This is a genomic window from Pseudomonas sp. AM8 (assembly GCF_036346475.1).
Classification (GTDB): domain Bacteria; phylum Pseudomonadota; class Gammaproteobacteria; order Pseudomonadales; family Pseudomonadaceae; genus Aquipseudomonas; species Aquipseudomonas marginalis.
This window is the reverse complement of sequence record NZ_JAOTNX010000007.1, coordinates 147,280-164,749: the sequence shown is the minus strand read 5'-3', so window position 1 is coordinate 164,749 and position 17,470 is coordinate 147,280. Positions and strand designations below refer to the sequence as shown.

At 60.1% G+C, this 17,470-nt stretch carries 15 protein-coding genes; 14 read left to right on the top strand and 1 reads right to left on the bottom strand.

The annotated features are described in order from the left end of the window. Positions 1-158: 158 nt before the first annotated feature. The 11 genes from rnr to V3W40_RS18140 all read left to right on the top strand — a co-directional run bounded on the left by rnr (position 159) and on the right by V3W40_RS18140 (position 11,754). Positions 159-2,792, top strand: coding sequence for a ribonuclease R (rnr, locus tag V3W40_RS18190; protein WP_065947127.1), 2,634 nt, complete (start codon positions 159-161; stop codon positions 2,790-2,792). Next, positions 2,789-3,544: a 23S rRNA (guanosine(2251)-2'-O)-methyltransferase RlmB gene (gene rlmB / locus V3W40_RS18185; RefSeq protein ID WP_010213600.1), complete on the top strand. Its 756-nt coding sequence runs from the start codon at positions 2,789-2,791 to the stop codon at positions 3,542-3,544. The genes rnr and rlmB overlap by 4 nt, the downstream gene beginning before the upstream one ends. 248 nt (positions 3,545-3,792) lie before the next feature. Beyond that, positions 3,793-4,215: a 30S ribosomal protein S6 gene (rpsF, locus tag V3W40_RS18180; protein ID WP_003171371.1), complete on the top strand. Its 423-nt coding sequence runs from the start codon at positions 3,793-3,795 to the stop codon at positions 4,213-4,215. Between the two features lie 29 nt (positions 4,216-4,244). Then, positions 4,245-4,475 carry a 30S ribosomal protein S18 gene (rpsR, locus tag V3W40_RS18175; protein WP_003171373.1) on the top strand — a complete coding sequence of 77 codons (231 nt, stop codon included), beginning with the start codon at positions 4,245-4,247 and terminating at the stop codon, positions 4,473-4,475. Between the two features lie 36 nt (positions 4,476-4,511). Beyond that, positions 4,512-5,402: a hypothetical protein gene (locus V3W40_RS18170; protein WP_065925619.1), complete on the top strand. Its 891-nt coding sequence runs from the start codon at positions 4,512-4,514 to the stop codon at positions 5,400-5,402. 18 nt (positions 5,403-5,420) lie between these two features. Next, complete coding sequence (gene rplI, locus V3W40_RS18165; protein ID WP_003171376.1) at positions 5,421-5,867, top strand: 50S ribosomal protein L9; 447 nt, start codon at positions 5,421-5,423, stop codon at positions 5,865-5,867. Positions 5,868-5,977: 110 nt separating this feature from the next. Continuing rightward, positions 5,978-7,375 (top strand): replicative DNA helicase, encoded by a 1,398-nt coding sequence (dnaB, locus tag V3W40_RS18160; RefSeq protein WP_017526410.1) that lies wholly within the window; start codon positions 5,978-5,980, stop codon positions 7,373-7,375. A 96-nt stretch (positions 7,376-7,471) separates the two neighbouring features. Further along, positions 7,472-9,775, top strand: coding sequence for a YgiQ family radical SAM protein (locus V3W40_RS18155; RefSeq protein ID WP_027607690.1), 2,304 nt, complete (start codon positions 7,472-7,474; stop codon positions 9,773-9,775). A gap of 157 nt (positions 9,776-9,932) precedes the next feature. After that, positions 9,933-10,853, top strand: coding sequence for a hypothetical protein (locus tag V3W40_RS18150; protein WP_027607691.1), 921 nt, complete (start codon positions 9,933-9,935; stop codon positions 10,851-10,853). After that, complete coding sequence (locus V3W40_RS18145) at positions 10,850-11,308, top strand: hypothetical protein (protein ID WP_024073094.1); 459 nt, start codon at positions 10,850-10,852, stop codon at positions 11,306-11,308. Before V3W40_RS18150 ends, V3W40_RS18145 begins: the two co-directional genes overlap by 4 nt. A gap of 50 nt (positions 11,309-11,358) precedes the next feature. Further along, positions 11,359-11,754, top strand: a complete 396-nt coding sequence (locus V3W40_RS18140) for a hypothetical protein (protein ID WP_330215500.1) — start codon at positions 11,359-11,361, stop codon at positions 11,752-11,754. Positions 11,755-11,838: 84 nt separating this feature from the next. Here V3W40_RS18140 and V3W40_RS18135 read toward each other — a convergent pair whose 3' ends face one another. Beyond that, a complete protein-coding gene (locus V3W40_RS18135; protein ID WP_053134453.1) occupies positions 11,839-12,327 on the bottom strand; it encodes an Hcp family type VI secretion system effector in 489 nt (162 codons plus the stop codon). A gap of 187 nt (positions 12,328-12,514) precedes the next feature. Between V3W40_RS18135 and V3W40_RS18130 the strand changes: the two genes are divergently transcribed. The 3 genes from V3W40_RS18130 (at position 12,515) to V3W40_RS18120 (ending at position 17,425) form a co-directional block, all read left to right on the top strand. Beyond that, the gene (locus V3W40_RS18130; protein ID WP_074848593.1) at positions 12,515-13,429 is read left to right on the top strand and encodes an NAD synthetase; all 915 of its coding nucleotides are present in this window, start codon (positions 12,515-12,517) and stop codon (positions 13,427-13,429) included. After that, complete coding sequence (locus V3W40_RS18125; RefSeq protein ID WP_074848596.1) at positions 13,426-13,932, top strand: hypothetical protein; 507 nt, start codon at positions 13,426-13,428, stop codon at positions 13,930-13,932. Before V3W40_RS18130 ends, V3W40_RS18125 begins: the two co-directional genes overlap by 4 nt. 202 nt (positions 13,933-14,134) lie before the next feature. Further along, positions 14,135-17,425 (top strand): transglutaminase family protein, encoded by a 3,291-nt coding sequence (locus V3W40_RS18120; protein ID WP_330215446.1) that lies wholly within the window; start codon positions 14,135-14,137, stop codon positions 17,423-17,425. The last annotated feature ends 45 nt before the right edge of the window (positions 17,426-17,470 follow it).

Below are 17,470 nucleotides of genomic sequence, written 5' to 3'. Positions count from 1 at the left end.
CTGCTATGAAAAAAACCTGGAAAATTTCGCCAATGGTCGTGCAAGGTGCGCGGCGAGGGCTGTAAAAGGCTTTTAAACGCTTGTTGATGCCTGAAATTTCCCGTTTCAATACGCGTATGCCAAACTAACCCGCATATAGACAAGGTGAAAAATCTCTAATGGCCGATTGGCAGTCCCTCGATCCCGAGGCCGCTCGTGAAGCGGAAAAATATGAAAACCCTATTCCTAGCCGCGAACTGATCCTGGCGCACCTCGCCGATCGGGGTTCGCCTGCTAGCCGTGAGCAGTTGGTCGAAGAGTTCGGTCTGACCACCGAAGACCAGCTCGAAGCCCTGCGCCGCCGCCTGCGTGCCATGGAGCGCGATGCTCAACTGATCTACACCCGCCGTGGCACCTATGCACCCGTGGATAAGCTCGACCTGATCCTCGGCCGCATTGCCGGCCACCGTGACGGTTTCGGCTTCCTGATCCCGGATGACGGCAGTGATGACCTGTTCATGAGCCCGGCGCAAATGCGCCTGGTGTTCGATGGCGACCGTGCCCTGGCGCGGGTTTCCGGACTGGACCGTCGTGGTCGCCGTGAAGGCGTGATCGTCGAAGTGGTGTCCCGTGCCCACGAGTCCATCGTCGGCCGCTACTTCGAAGAAGGCGGTATCGGCTTTGTTGTGCCGGATAACCCGAAGGTCCAGCAGGAAGTGCTGATCACCCCGGGCCGCAATGGCGCTGCCAAGGTCGGCCAGTTCGTCGAGGTGAAAATCACCCACTGGCCGACTGCGCGCTTCCAGCCCCAGGGCGATATTGTAGAAGTGGTCGGCAACTACATGGCGCCGGGCATGGAAATCGACGTCGCGCTGCGTACCTACGATATTCCTCACGTCTGGCCTGAGGCTGTGCTCAAGGAAGCCGCCAAGCTCAAGCCGGAAGTCGAAGAAAAGGACAAGGAAAAACGCATCGACCTGCGCCATCTGCCGTTCGTCACCATTGACGGTGAAGATGCCCGCGACTTCGACGATGCGGTCTACTGCGAAGCCAAGCCCGGCAAGCTGCGCCTGTTCTCCGGCGGCTGGAAGTTGTTCGTCGCGATTGCCGACGTTTCCAGCTATGTGAAGATCGGTTCGGCCCTGGATAACGAGGCCCAGGTACGCGGCAACTCCGTGTATTTCCCTGAGCGCGTGATCCCGATGCTGCCTGAGCAGCTGTCCAACGGCCTGTGCTCCCTGAACCCGAAAGTCGACCGTTTGGCCATGGTTTGCGAGATGACTATCTCGAAAACCGGCGAAATGACCGATTACCAGTTCTATGAAGCGGTGATCCACTCCCAGGCGCGCCTGACCTACAACAAGGTCAGCACCATCCTGGAACAGCCGAAAACCAGCGAAGCCAAGGCGTTGCGTGGTGAGTACGGGCATGTGGTGCCGCACCTCAAGCAGCTGTACGCGTTGTACAAAGTGTTGCTGGGTGCCCGTCATGTGCGTGGCGCGATCGATTTTGAAACCCAGGAAACCCGGATTGTCTTCGGTTCCGAGCGCAAGATCGCCGCGATCACCCCGACCACCCGTAACGATGCGCACAAGCTGATCGAGGAATGCATGCTGGCGGCCAACGTGGCCACCGCTGAATTCCTGAAAAAGCACGAAATCCCTGCGCTCTACCGTGTACACGATGGCCCGCCACCGGAGCGCCTGGAAAAACTGCGCGCGTTCCTCGGCGAGCTGGGCCTGTCCCTGCACAAAGGCAAGGACGGCCCGACGCCGAAGGACTACCAGGCACTGCTGGCCAGCATCAAGGACCGTCCGGATTACCACGTGATCCAGACCGTGATGCTGCGCTCCCTGAGCCAGGCGGTGTACAGCGCCGATAACCAGGGCCACTTCGGCCTGAATTACGAGGCGTATACCCACTTCACCTCGCCGATTCGCCGTTATCCGGACTTGCTCACGCACCGCGCAATCCGCAGCGTGATCCATTCCAAGCAGAACACCCCGCACGTCAAGCGCGCCGGTGCCATGACCATTCCGAAGGCGCGGATCTATCCGTACGACGAAGCGGCCCTGGAACAGTTGGGCGAGCAGTGCTCCATGAGCGAGCGCCGCGCCGACGAAGCCACCCGCGATGTGGTGAACTGGCTCAAGTGCGAGTTCATGAAGGACCGCGTGGGCGAGTCGTTCCCAGGTGTGATCACCGCCGTGACCGGCTTTGGCCTGTTCGTCGAGCTGACCGACATCTACGTCGAAGGCCTGGTGCACGTCACCGCCTTGCCGGGTGACTACTACCACTTCGACCCTGTGCACCACCGCCTGGCGGGTGAGCGTACCGGTCGCAGTTTCCGTTTGGGCGATACCGTGGAAGTGCAGGTCATGCGCGTCGATCTCGACGAGCGCAAGATCGACTTTGGCATGCCTGACAAGCCCGCCGAAGCGCCGGGCCGTAAAAAGCGTGGCAGCGAGACGACCGCGCCTGCAAGCAAAGGCAAAGGCGCTCCCGCCAAAGCGGCAGTTGCAGAGCCTGCTCCGGCCAAGGCCGGGCGCCGTCCAGCAGCCAAGGACAAAGCACCCGAGGCCTACCGCCCAAGCGACGCGGCGGCGAAAAACGCCGAACTGCGCAAGAGCCGTGAGTTGAAGCAGCAGTTGCTCAACGAAGCCAAAAGCGGTGGTAAAGCGGCGTCTGGGGGAAAGTCCCAGGGGGCGGAAAAGCCGTCGAGCAAGCCAAGTAAACACCGTAAAGGCCCGCCAAAAGCGGGTTCGGCCCCCGCGAAAAGCGGCGGGTCGCGCAAACCTAAGGCCAAGTCATGAGTCTGGAAAAAATCTACGGCGTCCACGCCGTAGAAGCACTGCTGCGTCACCACCCTAAGCGCGTCAAGCAAGTCTGGCTGGCCGAAGGTCGCAGCGAGCCGCGCGTACAGGCGTTGGTCGAGTTGGCCACCCAAAACAAAGTCGCCATCGGCCAGGCCGAACGGCGTGAAATGGACGTGTGGGTCGAAGGCGTCCACCAGGGTGTGGTGGCGGACGTCAGTCCGAGCCAGGTCTGGGGCGAAGCGATGCTCGATGAGCTGCTCGACCGTACCGAAGGTGCACCGCTGCTGCTGGTGCTGGACGGCGTGACCGACCCGCACAACCTCGGCGCGTGCCTGCGCTCGGCCGATGCTGCGGGTGCGCTGGCGGTGATTGTGCCTAAGGACAAGTCGGCTACCTTGACGCCGGTGGTGCGTAAAGTCGCCTGTGGCGCGGCGGAAGTGATTCCGCTGGTGGCCGTGACCAACCTGGCGCGCACCCTGGAGAAACTCCAGCAGCGCGGCCTGTGGGTCGTGGGCACGGCGGGAGAGGCCGAGGTCAGCATTTATGACCAGGACCTCACCGGCCCGACCATCCTGATCATGGGAGCCGAAGGCAAGGGCATGCGTCGCCTGACCCGTGAACATTGCGATTACCTGGTGCACCTGCCGATGGCCGGTAGCGTCAGCAGCCTGAACGTGTCGGTTGCGACCGGCGTGTGCCTGTTTGAGGCCCAGCGTCAGCGTGGTGCCAAGGCCAAGGCGAAGAAGTAATTCCAAGCCTGGCGTAGAACCAACATGTGGGAGGGGGCTTGCCCCTCCCACATGTGCTTTTGTGGTGTCTGGGAGATTGTTCAAATAATCACCAATCACCTTGCGCCCGTTCTTCCCCTTCTCTACAATTGCGCCCCTTGCCTTCCTGGCAGGCACCGATGTGCCTCCCTGCGGCAAGATCCATAAGTGTCATTCACTCCTTGTCTGACCGTTTTTGAGCGGCAGGCTACAACCCGTAAGGAGCATTCATGCGTCATTACGAAATCATCTTTTTGGTCCACCCGGATCAAAGCGAGCAAGTCGGCGGCATGGTTGAGCGTTACACCAAGCTGATCGAAGAAGACGGCGGCAAAATCCACCGTCTGGAAGATTGGGGTCGTCGTCAACTGGCCTACGCAATCAACAATGTTCACAAGGCTCACTACGTGATGCTGAACGTTGAGTGCACCGGCAAGGCCCTGGCCGAGCTGGAAGACAACTTCCGCTACAACGATGCAGTGATCCGTAACCTGGTCATCCGTCGCGAAGAAGCCGTTACCGGCCAATCCGAGATGCTCAAGGCTGAAGAAAACCGCAGTGAGCGCCGTGAGCGTCGCGACCGTCCTGAGCACGAAGGCGCTGATAGCGCTGATAGTGATGACAGCGACAGCAGCGATAACGCTGACGAGTAATCCACGGACCTTATTAAGGAGCCTATCAAATGGCACGTTTCTTCCGTCGTCGTAAGTTTTGCCGCTTCACCGCTGAAGAAGTGAAGGAGATCGACTACAAAGATCTCAACACTCTGAAAGCCTACGTATCCGAGACCGGCAAAATCGTTCCAAGCCGTATCACCGGTACCAAAGCACGTTATCAGCGTCAGCTGGCTACCGCTATCAAGCGCGCCCGCTTCCTGGCCCTGCTGGCCTACACCGACAGCCACGGCCGCTGAGACCGGGCAGTCGACAAGTAGTAAGGGATTGAATGCATGCGCGCCTTAGCTGAGTTCATCATGCGCGGTCGTGTGCAGGCCACTCTGGTAGTGGCTGGATGTGCAGTGTTGCCGTTGTTGTTCTGGTTGGGTGCCGCCGCGGGTTGCCTTGTGCTCCTGCGGCGCGGTTCGGACGCCTTGAGCGTCCTGGGTCTGGGGTTGTTGTCAGTGTTGGTGAGCTGGCATTTCCTGCAAGACCCGACAGCGCTTCTGGTGCTGTTGGGGAGTTGCAGTCTGGCGTTGGTTTTGCGCGCCGGGCATTCCTGGAATCGCGTGCTGCTGGTCAGCACGGCCGTGGGGTTGTTGTGTGCGGTGAGCCTGGGGACCGTCTTCGGTTCCTTCATCGAGTCGTTGGCGCAGACGTTTCAACACGTCTTGCCGCTGGTGATGGGTGAGTCTTACGAGAAGTTCTCGGCAGACCAGAAAGCAGCACTCGCTTCACTGGCAGTTCCGATGTTGATCATTTCGACAGCGGTTTCGGTGCAGGTCTTTAGTGTGTTGTGCCTGATTCTTGGGCGCTATTGGCAGGCGTTGTTGTATAACCCCGGCGGTTTCGGAAGCGAGTTTCGCGCAATCCGGATCCCCAAGCGCGTTGCGCTGTCACTGCTGGCCGTCATGTGCGTTGCCCCGTTTATCGGGTGGCACACCTTGATCCTGTTGCCGTTGTGCGGTGTGCCGCTGTTCTTCGCTGGCTTGTCCCTGATTCACGGGCTTGTCGCGCAGAAAAGACTGGCCAGTTTCTGGCTGGTGGGGATCTACGTCACCGTCCTGCCGCTCATGCACTTGATCGGTCCGTTACTCGTGGTCTTGGCCATTGTCGACAGCCTGATTGATTTTCGCGGACGTTCTGCGCCGAAAGACGCCGATAACGCGAACGGTGAAGGTTAAAAGTTAGAGGATTTTCACATGCAACTGATCCTTCTGGAAAAAGTCGCCAACCTGGGCAACCTGGGCGACAAAGTGAACGTTAAGGCCGGCTACGGTCGTAACTACCTGCTGCCATACGGCAAAGCCACCGCTGCAACCGCTGCCAACCTGGCTGCGTTTGAAGAGCGTCGTGCCGAGCTGGAAAAAGCAGCGGCAGACAAGAAAGCTTCGGCTGAAACTCGCGCTGCCCAACTGGCTGAGCTGGAAGTGACTATCACTGCCACCGCCGGTGACGAAGGCAAGCTGTTCGGTTCGATCGGCACCCACGACATCGCTGATGCACTGACCGCCTCCGGCGTTGAAGTGCAGAAGAGCGAAGTTCGTCTGCCGAACGGCACCATCCGCAACGTAGGCGAATTCGACGTAGCCGTGCACCTGCACGCCGAAGTTGAAGCCACCGTACGCGTTGTCGTGGTAGCAGCTTAAGTCGCACCTAACTGACTGGCACCTCGTGTGTCGGGCAGTTAACATCGGGCACGATCCTGTTTACAGGTCGTGCCTTTTGTTTTTCTACAATCCCCTAATTCCAAGTGGCCATGAACGATATTTCAGCTCCTGAGCAATACGATCTGCAAACCGCTGCCCTGAAGGTGCCGCCGCATTCCATCGAGGCCGAACAGGCCGTGCTCGGTGGCCTGATGCTGGACAATAACGCCTGGGAACGCGTGCTGGATCAAGTCTCGGACGGCGATTTCTATCGTCATGACCACCGCCTGATCTTCCGTGCCATCGCCAAGCTGGCCGACCAGAACTCCCCAATCGACGTGGTGACCCTGGCCGAGCAGTTGGACAAGGAAGGCCAGACCTCCCAGGTCGGTGGCCTGGGCTACCTGGGTGAACTGGCAAAAAACACGCCGTCCGTCGCCAACATCAAGGCCTATGCCCAGATCGTTCGCGAGCGCGCCACCCTGCGCCAGTTGATCGGCATCAGCACCGAAATCGCCGACAGCGCCTTCAACCCCGAAGGTCGCACCGCCGCCGAAATCCTTGACGAAGCCGAGCGCCAGATCTTCCAGATCGCCGAAGCGCGCCCGAAAACCGGCGGCCCGGTCAGCGTCAATGACCTGTTGACCAAGGCCATCGACCGCATCGACACCTTGTTCAACACCGACAACGCCATCACCGGTATTTCCACCGGCTACACCGACCTCGACGAGAAGACCAGCGGCCTGCAGCCGTCCGACCTGATCATCGTCGCCGGTCGTCCATCCATGGGTAAGACCACCTTTGCGATGAACCTGGTGGAAAACGCCGTGTTGCGCAGCGACAAGACCGTACTGGTGTACTCTCTCGAGATGCCAGGCGAATCGCTGATCATGCGTATGCTGTCGTCCCTCGGCCGTATCGACCAGACCAAGGTGCGTGCCGGTCGCCTGGAAGACGACGACTGGCCGCGCCTGACCTCGGCGGTCAACCTGCTCAACGACCGCAAGCTGTTTATCGATGACACCGCCGGTATCAGCCCGTCCGAGATGCGTGCACGTACCCGCCGCCTGGTGCGTGAGCACGGCGACATCGCCCTGATCATGATCGACTACCTGCAGTTGATGCAGATCCCGGGTTCTAGCGGCGATAACCGGACCAACGAAATTTCCGAAATCTCCCGGTCACTCAAGGCCCTGGCCAAGGAATTCAACTGCCCGGTGGTGGCACTGTCCCAGCTCAACCGTTCCCTGGAACAACGCCCCAACAAGCGCCCGGTGAACTCCGACTTGCGGGAATCCGGAGCGATCGAGCAGGATGCCGACGTGATCATGTTCGTGTACCGCGACGAGGTGTATCACCCCGAGACCGAGCACAAAGGCATTGCCGAGATCATTATCGGCAAGCAGCGTAACGGCCCGATCGGCTTTATCCGCCTGGCGTTCATCGGTAAATACACGCGCTTCGAGAACCTGGCGCCGGGCAGCTACAACTTCGACGACGACGAATAACCCGTCTGCTCAATTCCGACCATTACCGTCGGAATTGGTCAAAATTTGTGCTATATTCCGCGCCCGCGATTTTTCATCTCAACACCGGTCACCGTCATGCAAACAGCCAAGCCGTTATTTGACTATCCCAAGTACTGGGCCGAATGTTTCGGCCCTGCGCCATTCCTGCCGATGAGCAGGGAGGAGATGGATCAGCTTGGCTGGGATTCGTGCGACATCATCATCGTCACCGGTGATGCCTACGTGGACCACCCGTCGTTCGGCATGGCCATCATCGGCCGGCTGCTGGAGTCCCAGGGCTTCCGCGTCGGGATCATTGCGCAGCCGAACTGGCAGTCCAAAGACGACTTCATGAAACTGGGCGAGCCGAACCTGTTCTTCGGCGTCGCGGCCGGCAACATGGACTCGATGATCAACCGCTACACCGCCGACAAGAAAATCCGTTCCGACGACGCCTACACCCCAGGCGGCATGGCCGGCAAACGCCCGGACCGCGCCAGCCTGGTGTACAGCCAGCGTTGCAAGGAAGCCTACAAGAACGTGCCGATCGTACTCGGCGGCATCGAAGCATCCCTGCGCCGCATCGCCCACTACGACTACTGGCAGGACCGCGTGCGCAACTCGATCCTGATCGACGCCACCGCCGATATCCTGCTGTACGGCAACGCCGAGCGGGCTATCGTCGAAGTCGCCCAGCGCCTGTCGTGGGGCCACAAGATCGAAGACATTACCGATGTGCGCGGCACCGCGTTCATCCGTCGCGATACCCCAGCCGGCTGGTACGAAGTGGATTCCACGCGTATCGATCGCCCGGGCAAGGTCGACAAGATCATCAACCCGTACGTCAACACCCAGGACACCCAGGCCTGCGCCATCGAGCAGGAAAAGGGGCCGGTCGATGATCCGGAAGAAGCCAAGGTCGTGCAGATCCTGGCCAGCCCGCGCATGACCCGCGACAAGACCGTGATCCGCCTGCCCTCGGTGGAAAAAGTCCGTGGCGACGCCGTGCTCTATGCCCACGCCAACCGCGTGCTGCACCTGGAAACCAACCCAGGCAACGCCCGCGCCCTGGTGCAGAAGCACGGCGAAGTGGACGTGTGGTTCAACCCGCCGCCCATTCCGATGACCACCGAAGAAATGGACTACGTGTTCGGCATGCCTTACGCCCGTGTTCCGCACCCGGCGTACGGCAAGGAGAAGATCCCGGCCTACGACATGATCCGTTTCTCGGTGAACATCATGCGTGGCTGCTTCGGCGGCTGCACCTTCTGCTCGATCACCGAGCACGAAGGGCGGATCATCCAGAACCGTTCCGAAGAGTCGATCATTCGCGAAATCGAAGAGATCCGCGACAAGGTGCCGGGCTTCACCGGTGTGATCTCCGACCTCGGCGGCCCGACTGCGAACATGTACCGCATTGCCTGCAAGAGCCCGGAAATCGAATCCGCGTGCCGCAAGCCGTCGTGCGTGTTCCCCGGTATCTGCCCGAACCTGAACACCGACCACTCGTCGTTGATCCAGCTGTATCGAAGCGCCCGTGCATTGCCGGGTGTGAAGAAGATCCTGATCGCTTCCGGCCTGCGCTACGACCTCGCGGTCGAGTCGCCGGAATACGTCAAGGAGCTGGTCACCCACCACGTCGGTGGCTACCTCAAGATCGCCCCGGAACACACCGAGGAAGGTCCGCTCAACCAGATGATGAAGCCGGGCATTGGCAGCTATGACAAGTTCAAGCGCATGTTCGAGAAGTACACCAAGGAAGCGGGCAAGGAGCAGTACCTGATCCCTTACTTCATCGCGGCTCACCCGGGCACCACCGATGAAGACATGATGAACCTGGCCCTGTGGCTCAAGGGCAACGGCTTCCGCGCCGACCAGGTGCAGGCGTTCTACCCGTCGCCGATGGCCACCGCCACCGCGATGTACCACTCGGGCAAGAACCCGCTGCGCAAGGTCACCTACAAGAGCGACGCGGTGACCATCGTCAAGAGCGAGGAGCAGCGCCGCCTGCACAAGGCGTTCCTGCGCTATCACGACCCGAAGGGCTGGCCGATGCTGCGTGAAGCGTTGACCCGCATGGGCCGTGCCGACCTGATCGGGCCGGGCAAGGACCAACTGATCCCGCTGCACCAGCCGAGCACCGACAGCTACCAGAGCGCTCGTCGCAAGAACTCGACGCCGGCCGGCAGCCACAAGGTCGCCAAGGAAACCACCACCAGGATCCTCACCCAGCACACCGGCTTGCCGCCCCGTGGCAGTGACGGCAGCAACCCGTGGGACAAGCGTGAGCAAGCCAAGGCGGCGGCCCAGGCGCGTAACAAGCAGGCGGCCAAGGAACGCAGCGATGCGGCCAAGGGCAAGGGCGGCAAGCCGGCCCGCAAGCCGGTCGTGCCGCGTTGATCGTCGCTTGAAAATGCAAACGCCAGCCTTGTGCTGGCGTTTTGCTTTCTAGGCGGTGGGGAGTCTGTTTGTTAAGGTGGCGCCCATTAAATTGCCATCGGGGGCTTGCCCCCGATAGCGTCAGTCCAGTCTCCACCCCTTCAAGGAAGAACACCCCATGGGCAACCCCCTGGCCGGCATCGGCATGGACTCCAACCGCTCCCAGTTCATGGCGCGCCAGCGCATCGAAAGCCAGATCAACCTGCCACGGCTGTTCGCGGCCATCGACGCCGACCCCAGCATCGTCGGCGCGGGGGTGGTGTATATCGACGCTGACTTCAATGTCATTACCCTGCGCGAATTCAAGCCCATCTGCAGCATCAAGCCCAAGCGCATCATTTTGCGTGAAGCGCAGAAGTACATTGCGCCAACACAGTTTGCTCAACATGTCGTGAGCAATCCTCGAGAATCGCGACTGATTGGCGAAGCCGTGAATACCGGAATCTCCTGCTTGGGGGCGGTCATCAGTTGGGCTGCGATCGCCAGTGGAACAATTCTGGTGCCTTTCAGCGCTGGCGCCAGTTCCGTCATCGTTGTAGTGGGGTATGCGGCTGCCGGCGCAAGTACGCTTCAGTGTTTCAACGGCATTGCCCGAACAGCGCTGGAAGTCGCCAAACCTGAGGTCAAGGATTCGCTCGACAGTGAAGGCTGGTACCAGAATGCGTCCATCGTGCTGGACGCTGTATCACTGGCAGGCGTGGGCGCTTCGGCCCTGACGACGGTCAAGCTGGTCAGGGCCGCCAAAGCATCGACGGGCAAGAGCCTGCGTGATGTGCTTCGCGGTTTGAATCGCCAGGAAAGAGCCAAGCTGACGAAAGAGCTGCTGAGCATCAACCATCCCAGCTTGACCGCGAAGATGATCAAATTGAGGCAGGCGTCGGGCGAACTCACCAAGCGTTTCACCCCTACGCAGCTCAAGCACAGCACCACTACCCAGATCAAAGACGTCCTGGGCGCAAGCGTTGGGTTTGGCGGGAGTGCCTACTCCGGAAACGTCAACACCATCGCGATTGGACTGTACGAGGAGGTAAGCGAATGAGCGAATTGATGACGCTACGCGACTTTTTCAGACAGTACTTTCTGACGTTTATGGGCGGCGTATTTGCTGCGTGTTTTTCTTTGGCGTTGGCTGTGGCGCTGGCGTTCATCACCTATTTTCGTGATGCGCCGATGGCTCAAGTGGGGCTCAAGATCATGTCTGCCGGGGCGCTGCTCATTCTGTTGACGGTCCATAGCAACTTTATGATTTTGCGGGGCCGACCCTCCTGGGTGTGGGTAATGGTCGGTATCTATGTCGCCTGTCTACTGTTTGTAGTTCCGATGGTTCAATTCCAGCCCCACAAAGTCCTTTATGGGTTGGCGCTGTTATTCCCATTGCTCGGATTATTGACACTTAACAGCAAGGTTCAACGAGAGATGCGCACGAAACTCGTGGGAATCCGTCGTATTCGGCAGGCGGTCAAATCAACCGTCAGATCGAGTAGTCGCATGTGAAGGAGCCGCCTTCGATAAACGGTTTTCTCGCGCGCTATTTCCCGGTCTTCATGGGGACGATTTTCATGGCGATCTTCTCCGGCTCGGCGGCGGTATCCATGGCCGGTGTGACGTACCTGCGCGGGGTTGATCCAGCGCTCAAGTCCAGCTATTCGGGGGCTGCGATCCTGGTGCTGGTGGCGGTGCTGGTGTTTGGCAGCGTGATGATCGCTCGCGGGTATCGCTGGGCCACCCGGCTCGTGGCGGGCTATCTGGTGTGCTGCCTGTTGTTCGTGTTGCCGATGATTCAATACGGTATCAACACCCTGGTCTATGGCTCGGCGGTGCTGTTTCCGTTGCTGGGCTTGCTGTTGCTCAACAGCAGGCGCCACCGCGAAATGCGCCAACGGCTGCTGGAAGTCCGCCGCCTGCGCCAAGCCGTCATCGCACAGCGAAAAGCCCGTTGACTGAGTAGATTCGTCACCTGTGTCTTCGCACCTTGGGACAAACGTGAGTACGCCGGGGCTGGAGTGTGGTCCCGGCGCGTATTTTCAGGTTTTGATGTTCTGGCGAATGTTCCAGCCGTACTTGACGGCGCCGCCGTCCTTGCCACCATCGGCTTTCTGCGGCTGGTAACTGACTTCGACCGTGGCGAAGTTCAGGCCGATGACTTCAGTCAATGTGTCGTCTGTCGTTACCGCATCGGTCTGGTACGAGATGACCATGACCTCCTTCATCGTGATCACCAGATACTCCACGGCACTGCTGCCGCCAGCCTTGCGCACCACCAGCCTGGCCTCGGGGTAATGCTTGCCAGTAGAGCAGGCCATCATGAGGTTGGGTGAAGATTTGTCCATGACCTTGGAGATGGACAGGTTTTCAATATTGACCTTGCCGGCACCGCCGCCGCTGCCGGTATGCATGGAGCCTGTCTGGGACATGCCCCAGCCCCATTTGCTGATCTCGATTTCATCGCGATGCACCTGATCCTTGGACTCACCCTTGATGTCCCCCAGCTTCAAAAACATATCGGTTGCCATGGTCGCTCCCTGTTTGGTTGCTCGCCGGTAGTGGCGCGCGGCGTACTTTTTCCTATTCGGGATATGGCCTACAAGACGCTACATCGTGATCAGGAAGTGCCTGTCTTGATAAAGCGAAGCTTCTGACATTTTTTGCGGATAGTCAGTCTTTAACCTCTGCGCTCTTGTGAAAAATCGGAGTAAAGGGATGACTTCCAACGTGTTGAAAGACGGGTTTCCCAGTGCGCATCTCACGACGCGGCAGTGGATAGAAAGCAGTATTGATCTGCAAAAGTTGTTTGCGGCGATTGATGCTGATCCCGCCATCGTCGGTGCGGGGGTGGTGTATCTCGATGCTCAGTTGCGTGCGGTTGTGTTGCGTGAGTTCCAGCCGATTTGCAGCGTGGCGCCGAAGACGGTGATTTTGCGTGAGGCGCCAAGCTATGTCGGACGGGTGGAGTTTGCTCGGCGGCTGGCGAATGAGCCGCGCGAGTCGCAGGTGGCGTTTGAGGCGGTGAATGCGGCGTTGGCGTGTACGTCGGCGGTGATTAGTTGGGTGGTGATAGCGGGTGGGTTCGGGTTGAGTCCATTTACTTTTGGGGGCTCTGGCGTAGCGGCTGCGATTAGCGTCGTAGGCGCCTCAGCCAGCAGTGTTCAGTGCATTATGGGTTTTCAGCGAACGCGATATGAATATGTAGACCCTGCGCGCAACGACGAGTTGGACAGCAATGAATGGTACCAAGCCGTAACTATTGGGCTGGATGCGGCTTCATTGTTAAGTATCGGCAACACGGCAATGTCTACGATCCGGTTCGTCAATATGCTGAAAAAGGCAACAGGAAAAAATACGCATCAGGTACTCAAAGGCTTGAATCGGCAGGAACGGGTAAAGCTCACCAAGGAATTACTGAGTATCAACCATCCTGATATGACCCGGAAAATGGTCAAACTCAAACAAATGGCTGGAGAGATGCCCAGGCGCCACACCTCGGCAGAAGTGAGGCGTGGGACCATCATGCAGATGCTCGATGCCGTTGGCGCGGTGTCGGGCGTTGCTGGCAGCGTGCGGTCCGGGAACATACGGATCATCGCGGTTGGGCTGTATGAGGAAATTTCAGAATGAGATTACTCAAAACGAGATATCTCATACCGAGACGCCCTTTTCTTTTGCGTTACTTTCCCGTTTTTATCAGTGCGATCTTTATGGGACTTTTGGGTGGGACTGCGGTTGTGGCACTGCTGGAACACTACTATCCGCGAGCAGCCCCCTGGGCATTATCGACGTCTGCTGCTGTAAATGCCTGTGGGATATTGGCCCTCTTTATCACCCTCTGCAATGTCATGATTGTCTGCGGGCGGCCGAAATGGGTCTGGGGCATGTATGGTCTTTTCATGGCCTGCTTGTTATTCGCTTTACCAGCTTTTCAGTTTTCACCGCACCCATTCATTTACGCAGAAAGCATCGTGTGGCCGCTGCTCGGCCTCGTATTGCTTAGTAGTAAACGCCACCGCGAAATGCGTGACATCTACGTAGAACTTCGCGACATGCGGGGCAAGATAATGGTGGCCATTGAAAAGCGCCGCAAACACGAGCGCGCAATCATCAGAATAAAGAAACCGAGGTGATTCCCCACCCCCGGCGCCCACCCATTCGATACCGCCCCACCCACATCCGCCACAAATATGTGCAACCCTTGCACCATTACCGCAGCCACAGCGCCGTTTTGGTGCTGTACTGCACCGGGTCTTACGATAAAGCGCAATGACCGCCGCTCTGGCATAAGTCTTGCGCGCTTTGTGTCCATGCCCTGGCTCGCAGGAGGCCGCCGTGTCGATTCATGTCGCGTTGCACCATGTTACGCATTACCGCTACGACCGCGCGGTCGAACTTGGCCCACAGATCGTGCGTCTGCGCCCGGCGGCCCATAGCCGCACGCGGATTTTGTCCTACGCACTCAAAGTGCTGCCCGAGCAGCACTTCATCAATTGGCAGCAGGACCCCCAGGGCAATTACCTGGCGCGTCTGGTGTTCCCGGAAAAGACCGATGAATTGTGCATCGAGGTTGACCTGGTCGCCGAGATGGCGGTGTTCAACCCGTTCGATTTTTTCCTTGAGCCCTACGCCGAAAAAATCCCCTTCAGCTACGCCGCCGATGAACAGCGCGAGCTGGCGCCGTACTTGGAAACCCTGCCGCTGACGCCGAGGTTTGCCGCCTACCTGGCGGGTATCGACCGCACGCCGTTGCCGGCCGTGGACTTCCTGGTGGGCCTCAACCAGCGCCTGGCCGCCGACATCGGCTACCTGATCCGCATGGAACCGGGGGTGCAAACCCCGGAATTCACCCTGGAAAACGCTTCCGGCTCCTGCCGTGATTCGGCCTGGCTGCTGGTGCAATTGCTGCGCAACCTCGGGTTGGCGGCGCGGTTTGTGTCCGGTTATCTGATCCAGCTGACCGCCGACGTCAAAGCCCTCGACGGCCCCTCCGGCACCGAAGTCGACTTCACCGACCTGCACGCCTGGTGCGAAGTGTATTTGCCCGGTGCCGGCTGGATCGGCCTGGATGCCACCTCCGGGTTGTTCGCCGGTGAAGGGCACATCCCGTTGGCCTGTAGTCCCGATCCATCGTCCGCCGCGCCGATCAGTGGGCTGGTGGAACCCTGCGAGTGCGAATTTACCCACGAGATGTCGGTGGAGCGCATCTGGGAAGCGCCACGGGTCACCAAGCCCTACACCGAAGAGCAATGGCTGGCGATCCAGGCCCTGGGCCGGCAGATCGATGGCGACCTGCTCAAGGATGATGTACGCCTGACCATGGGCGGCGAGCCGACCTTCGTCTCCATCGACGACCCCGACGGCGCCGAGTGGAACACCGCAGCCCTCGGGCCGGATAAGCGGCGCTTGTCCGCCGAACTGTTCCAGCGCATGCGCAAGCATTACGCGCCCAAGGGCCTGGTGCACTTCGGCCAGGGCAAGTGGTACCCCGGCGAGCAATTGCCGCGCTGGTCGCTTAACTGCTACTGGCGCCGTGACGGCGTGCCCATCTGGCACAACAGCGCGCTGATCGCCGATGAACAACAGGACTACGGCGCCGATGGCGTAATGGCCGGGCGCTTCCTGGCCAGCGTCGCCGAGCGCCTGAAGTTGCCGGCGCGCTTTGTATTCCCGGCCTTCGAAGACAACTTCTACTACCTGTGGCGCGAAGGTGCGTTGCCGCAAAACGTCACGGCCCAGGACCCGCGCTTGAGCGACGAACTGGAGCGCGAACGCTTGCGCAAGGTGTTCAGCCAGGGCCTGGATAAAGTCATCGGTCAGGTACTGCCGCTGGCTCGTACGGCGGCCAATGACCGCTGGCAGAGCGGGCGCTGGTACCTGCGCGATAACCATTGCCGTCTGGTGCCGGGGGATTCGCCGCTGGGCTATCGCCTGCCGTTGGCCTCGCAGCCGTGGGTGACGGCGGCGGAGTATCCGTTCGTGCACCCCACCGACCCTAACCAGGATCAGCCGGAACTGCCGACCAGTGCGCAACTGCAAAGCCATGGCGAACCCTCGCCGAGCGACGAGCGAGTGCCCGAGGTCGACGAGTCCGCCGACTGGCTGACCCGCACCGCCCTGTGCGCCGAAGCGCGGGAAGGGCGCCTGTACCTGTTTATGCCGCCCCTGGAACGCGTCGAGGATTACCTGGAACTGGTGGCCGCCATCGAAGCCACCGCCGAGGAATTGCACTGCCCGGTGCTGCTGGAAGGCTACGAACCACCGTTCGATATGCGCCTGAGCAACTTCCGCGTCACGCCGGATCCGGGTGTGATCGAGGTCAACGTGCAGCCGTCCGCGACCTGGGACGAGTTGGTGGAACGCACCGAATTCCTCTACGAGGAGGCGCGGCAGACCCGGCTGACCACCGAGAAGTTCATGATCGACGGCCGCCATACCGGCACCGGCGGCGGTAACCACTTTGTGCTGGGGGGCGCGACGCCCAAGGACTCGCCGTTCCTGCGCCGGCCCGACCTGCTGCGCAGCCTGATCAGCTATTGGCATAACCACCCCTCGCTGTCGTACCTGTTTTCCGGCCTGTTTATCGGCCCGACCTCCCAGGCACCGCGGGTCGACGAAGCCCGCAACGACGCGCTGTATGAACTGGAAATCGCCTTTGCGCAAATGCCGCAGCCGGGTGAAGAATGCCCGCCGTGGTTGGTGGATCGCCTGCTGCGCAACCTGTTGATCGACGTGACGGGCAATACCCACCGCGCCGAATTCTGTATCGACAAACTCTACTCGCCCGACGGTGCCACGGGCCGCCTGGGTTTGCTCGAGTTGCGGGCCTTTGAAATGCCGCCCCACGCACGCATGAGCCTGACCCAGCAATTGCTGCTGCGGGCCTTGGTGGCGCGCTTCTGGCGTGAACCCTATGCGCCGCCGAAACTGGCGCGCTGGGGCACCGAGTTGCATGACCGCTTCCTGTTGCCGCACTTTATCGAGCAGGATTTTGCCGACGTCATCGTCGAGTTGAACGCCGCCGGTTACCCGTTACGCGCCGAATGGTTCGCCGCGCACCTGGAGTTCCGCTTCCCCAAGGTGGGCGATTACGCCGTCAGCGGGATCGAACTGGAACTGCGCCAGGCCCTGGAGCCTTGGCATGTACTGGGCGAAGAGGGCGCGGTGGGCGGCACGGTGCGCTATGTGGATTCGTCCCTGGAGCGCTTGCAGGTGAAGGTGAGCGGGCTGCCGCCGCAACGCTACCTGCTGACCTGCAATGGCATCCCGGTGCCGCTGCAACCGACCGGGCGCATCGGTGAGTTCGTCGCCGGCGTGCGTTACCGCGCCTGGCAACCGGCCAACTGCCTGCAACCGACCATCCCGGTGCATGCGCCGCTGGTGTTCGACCTGCTGGACACCTGGATGCAGCGCTCCCTGGGCGGCTGCCAGTACCATGTTGCGCATCCGGGCGGGCGTAATTACGACAGCCTGCCGGTAAACGCCAATGAGGCGGAGAGCCGGCGCATGGCGCGGTTTTTCCGTCTCGGCCATACACCAGGAAAGCTCACCGTGCCGAGTGTTGTGATCAATGACGAATTGCCGATGACCCTGGATCTGCGGCGTCACCCCAATAAAAATGACTAAAAGCGATCACAATGTGGGAGGGAGCAAGCGCCCTCCCACATTAGA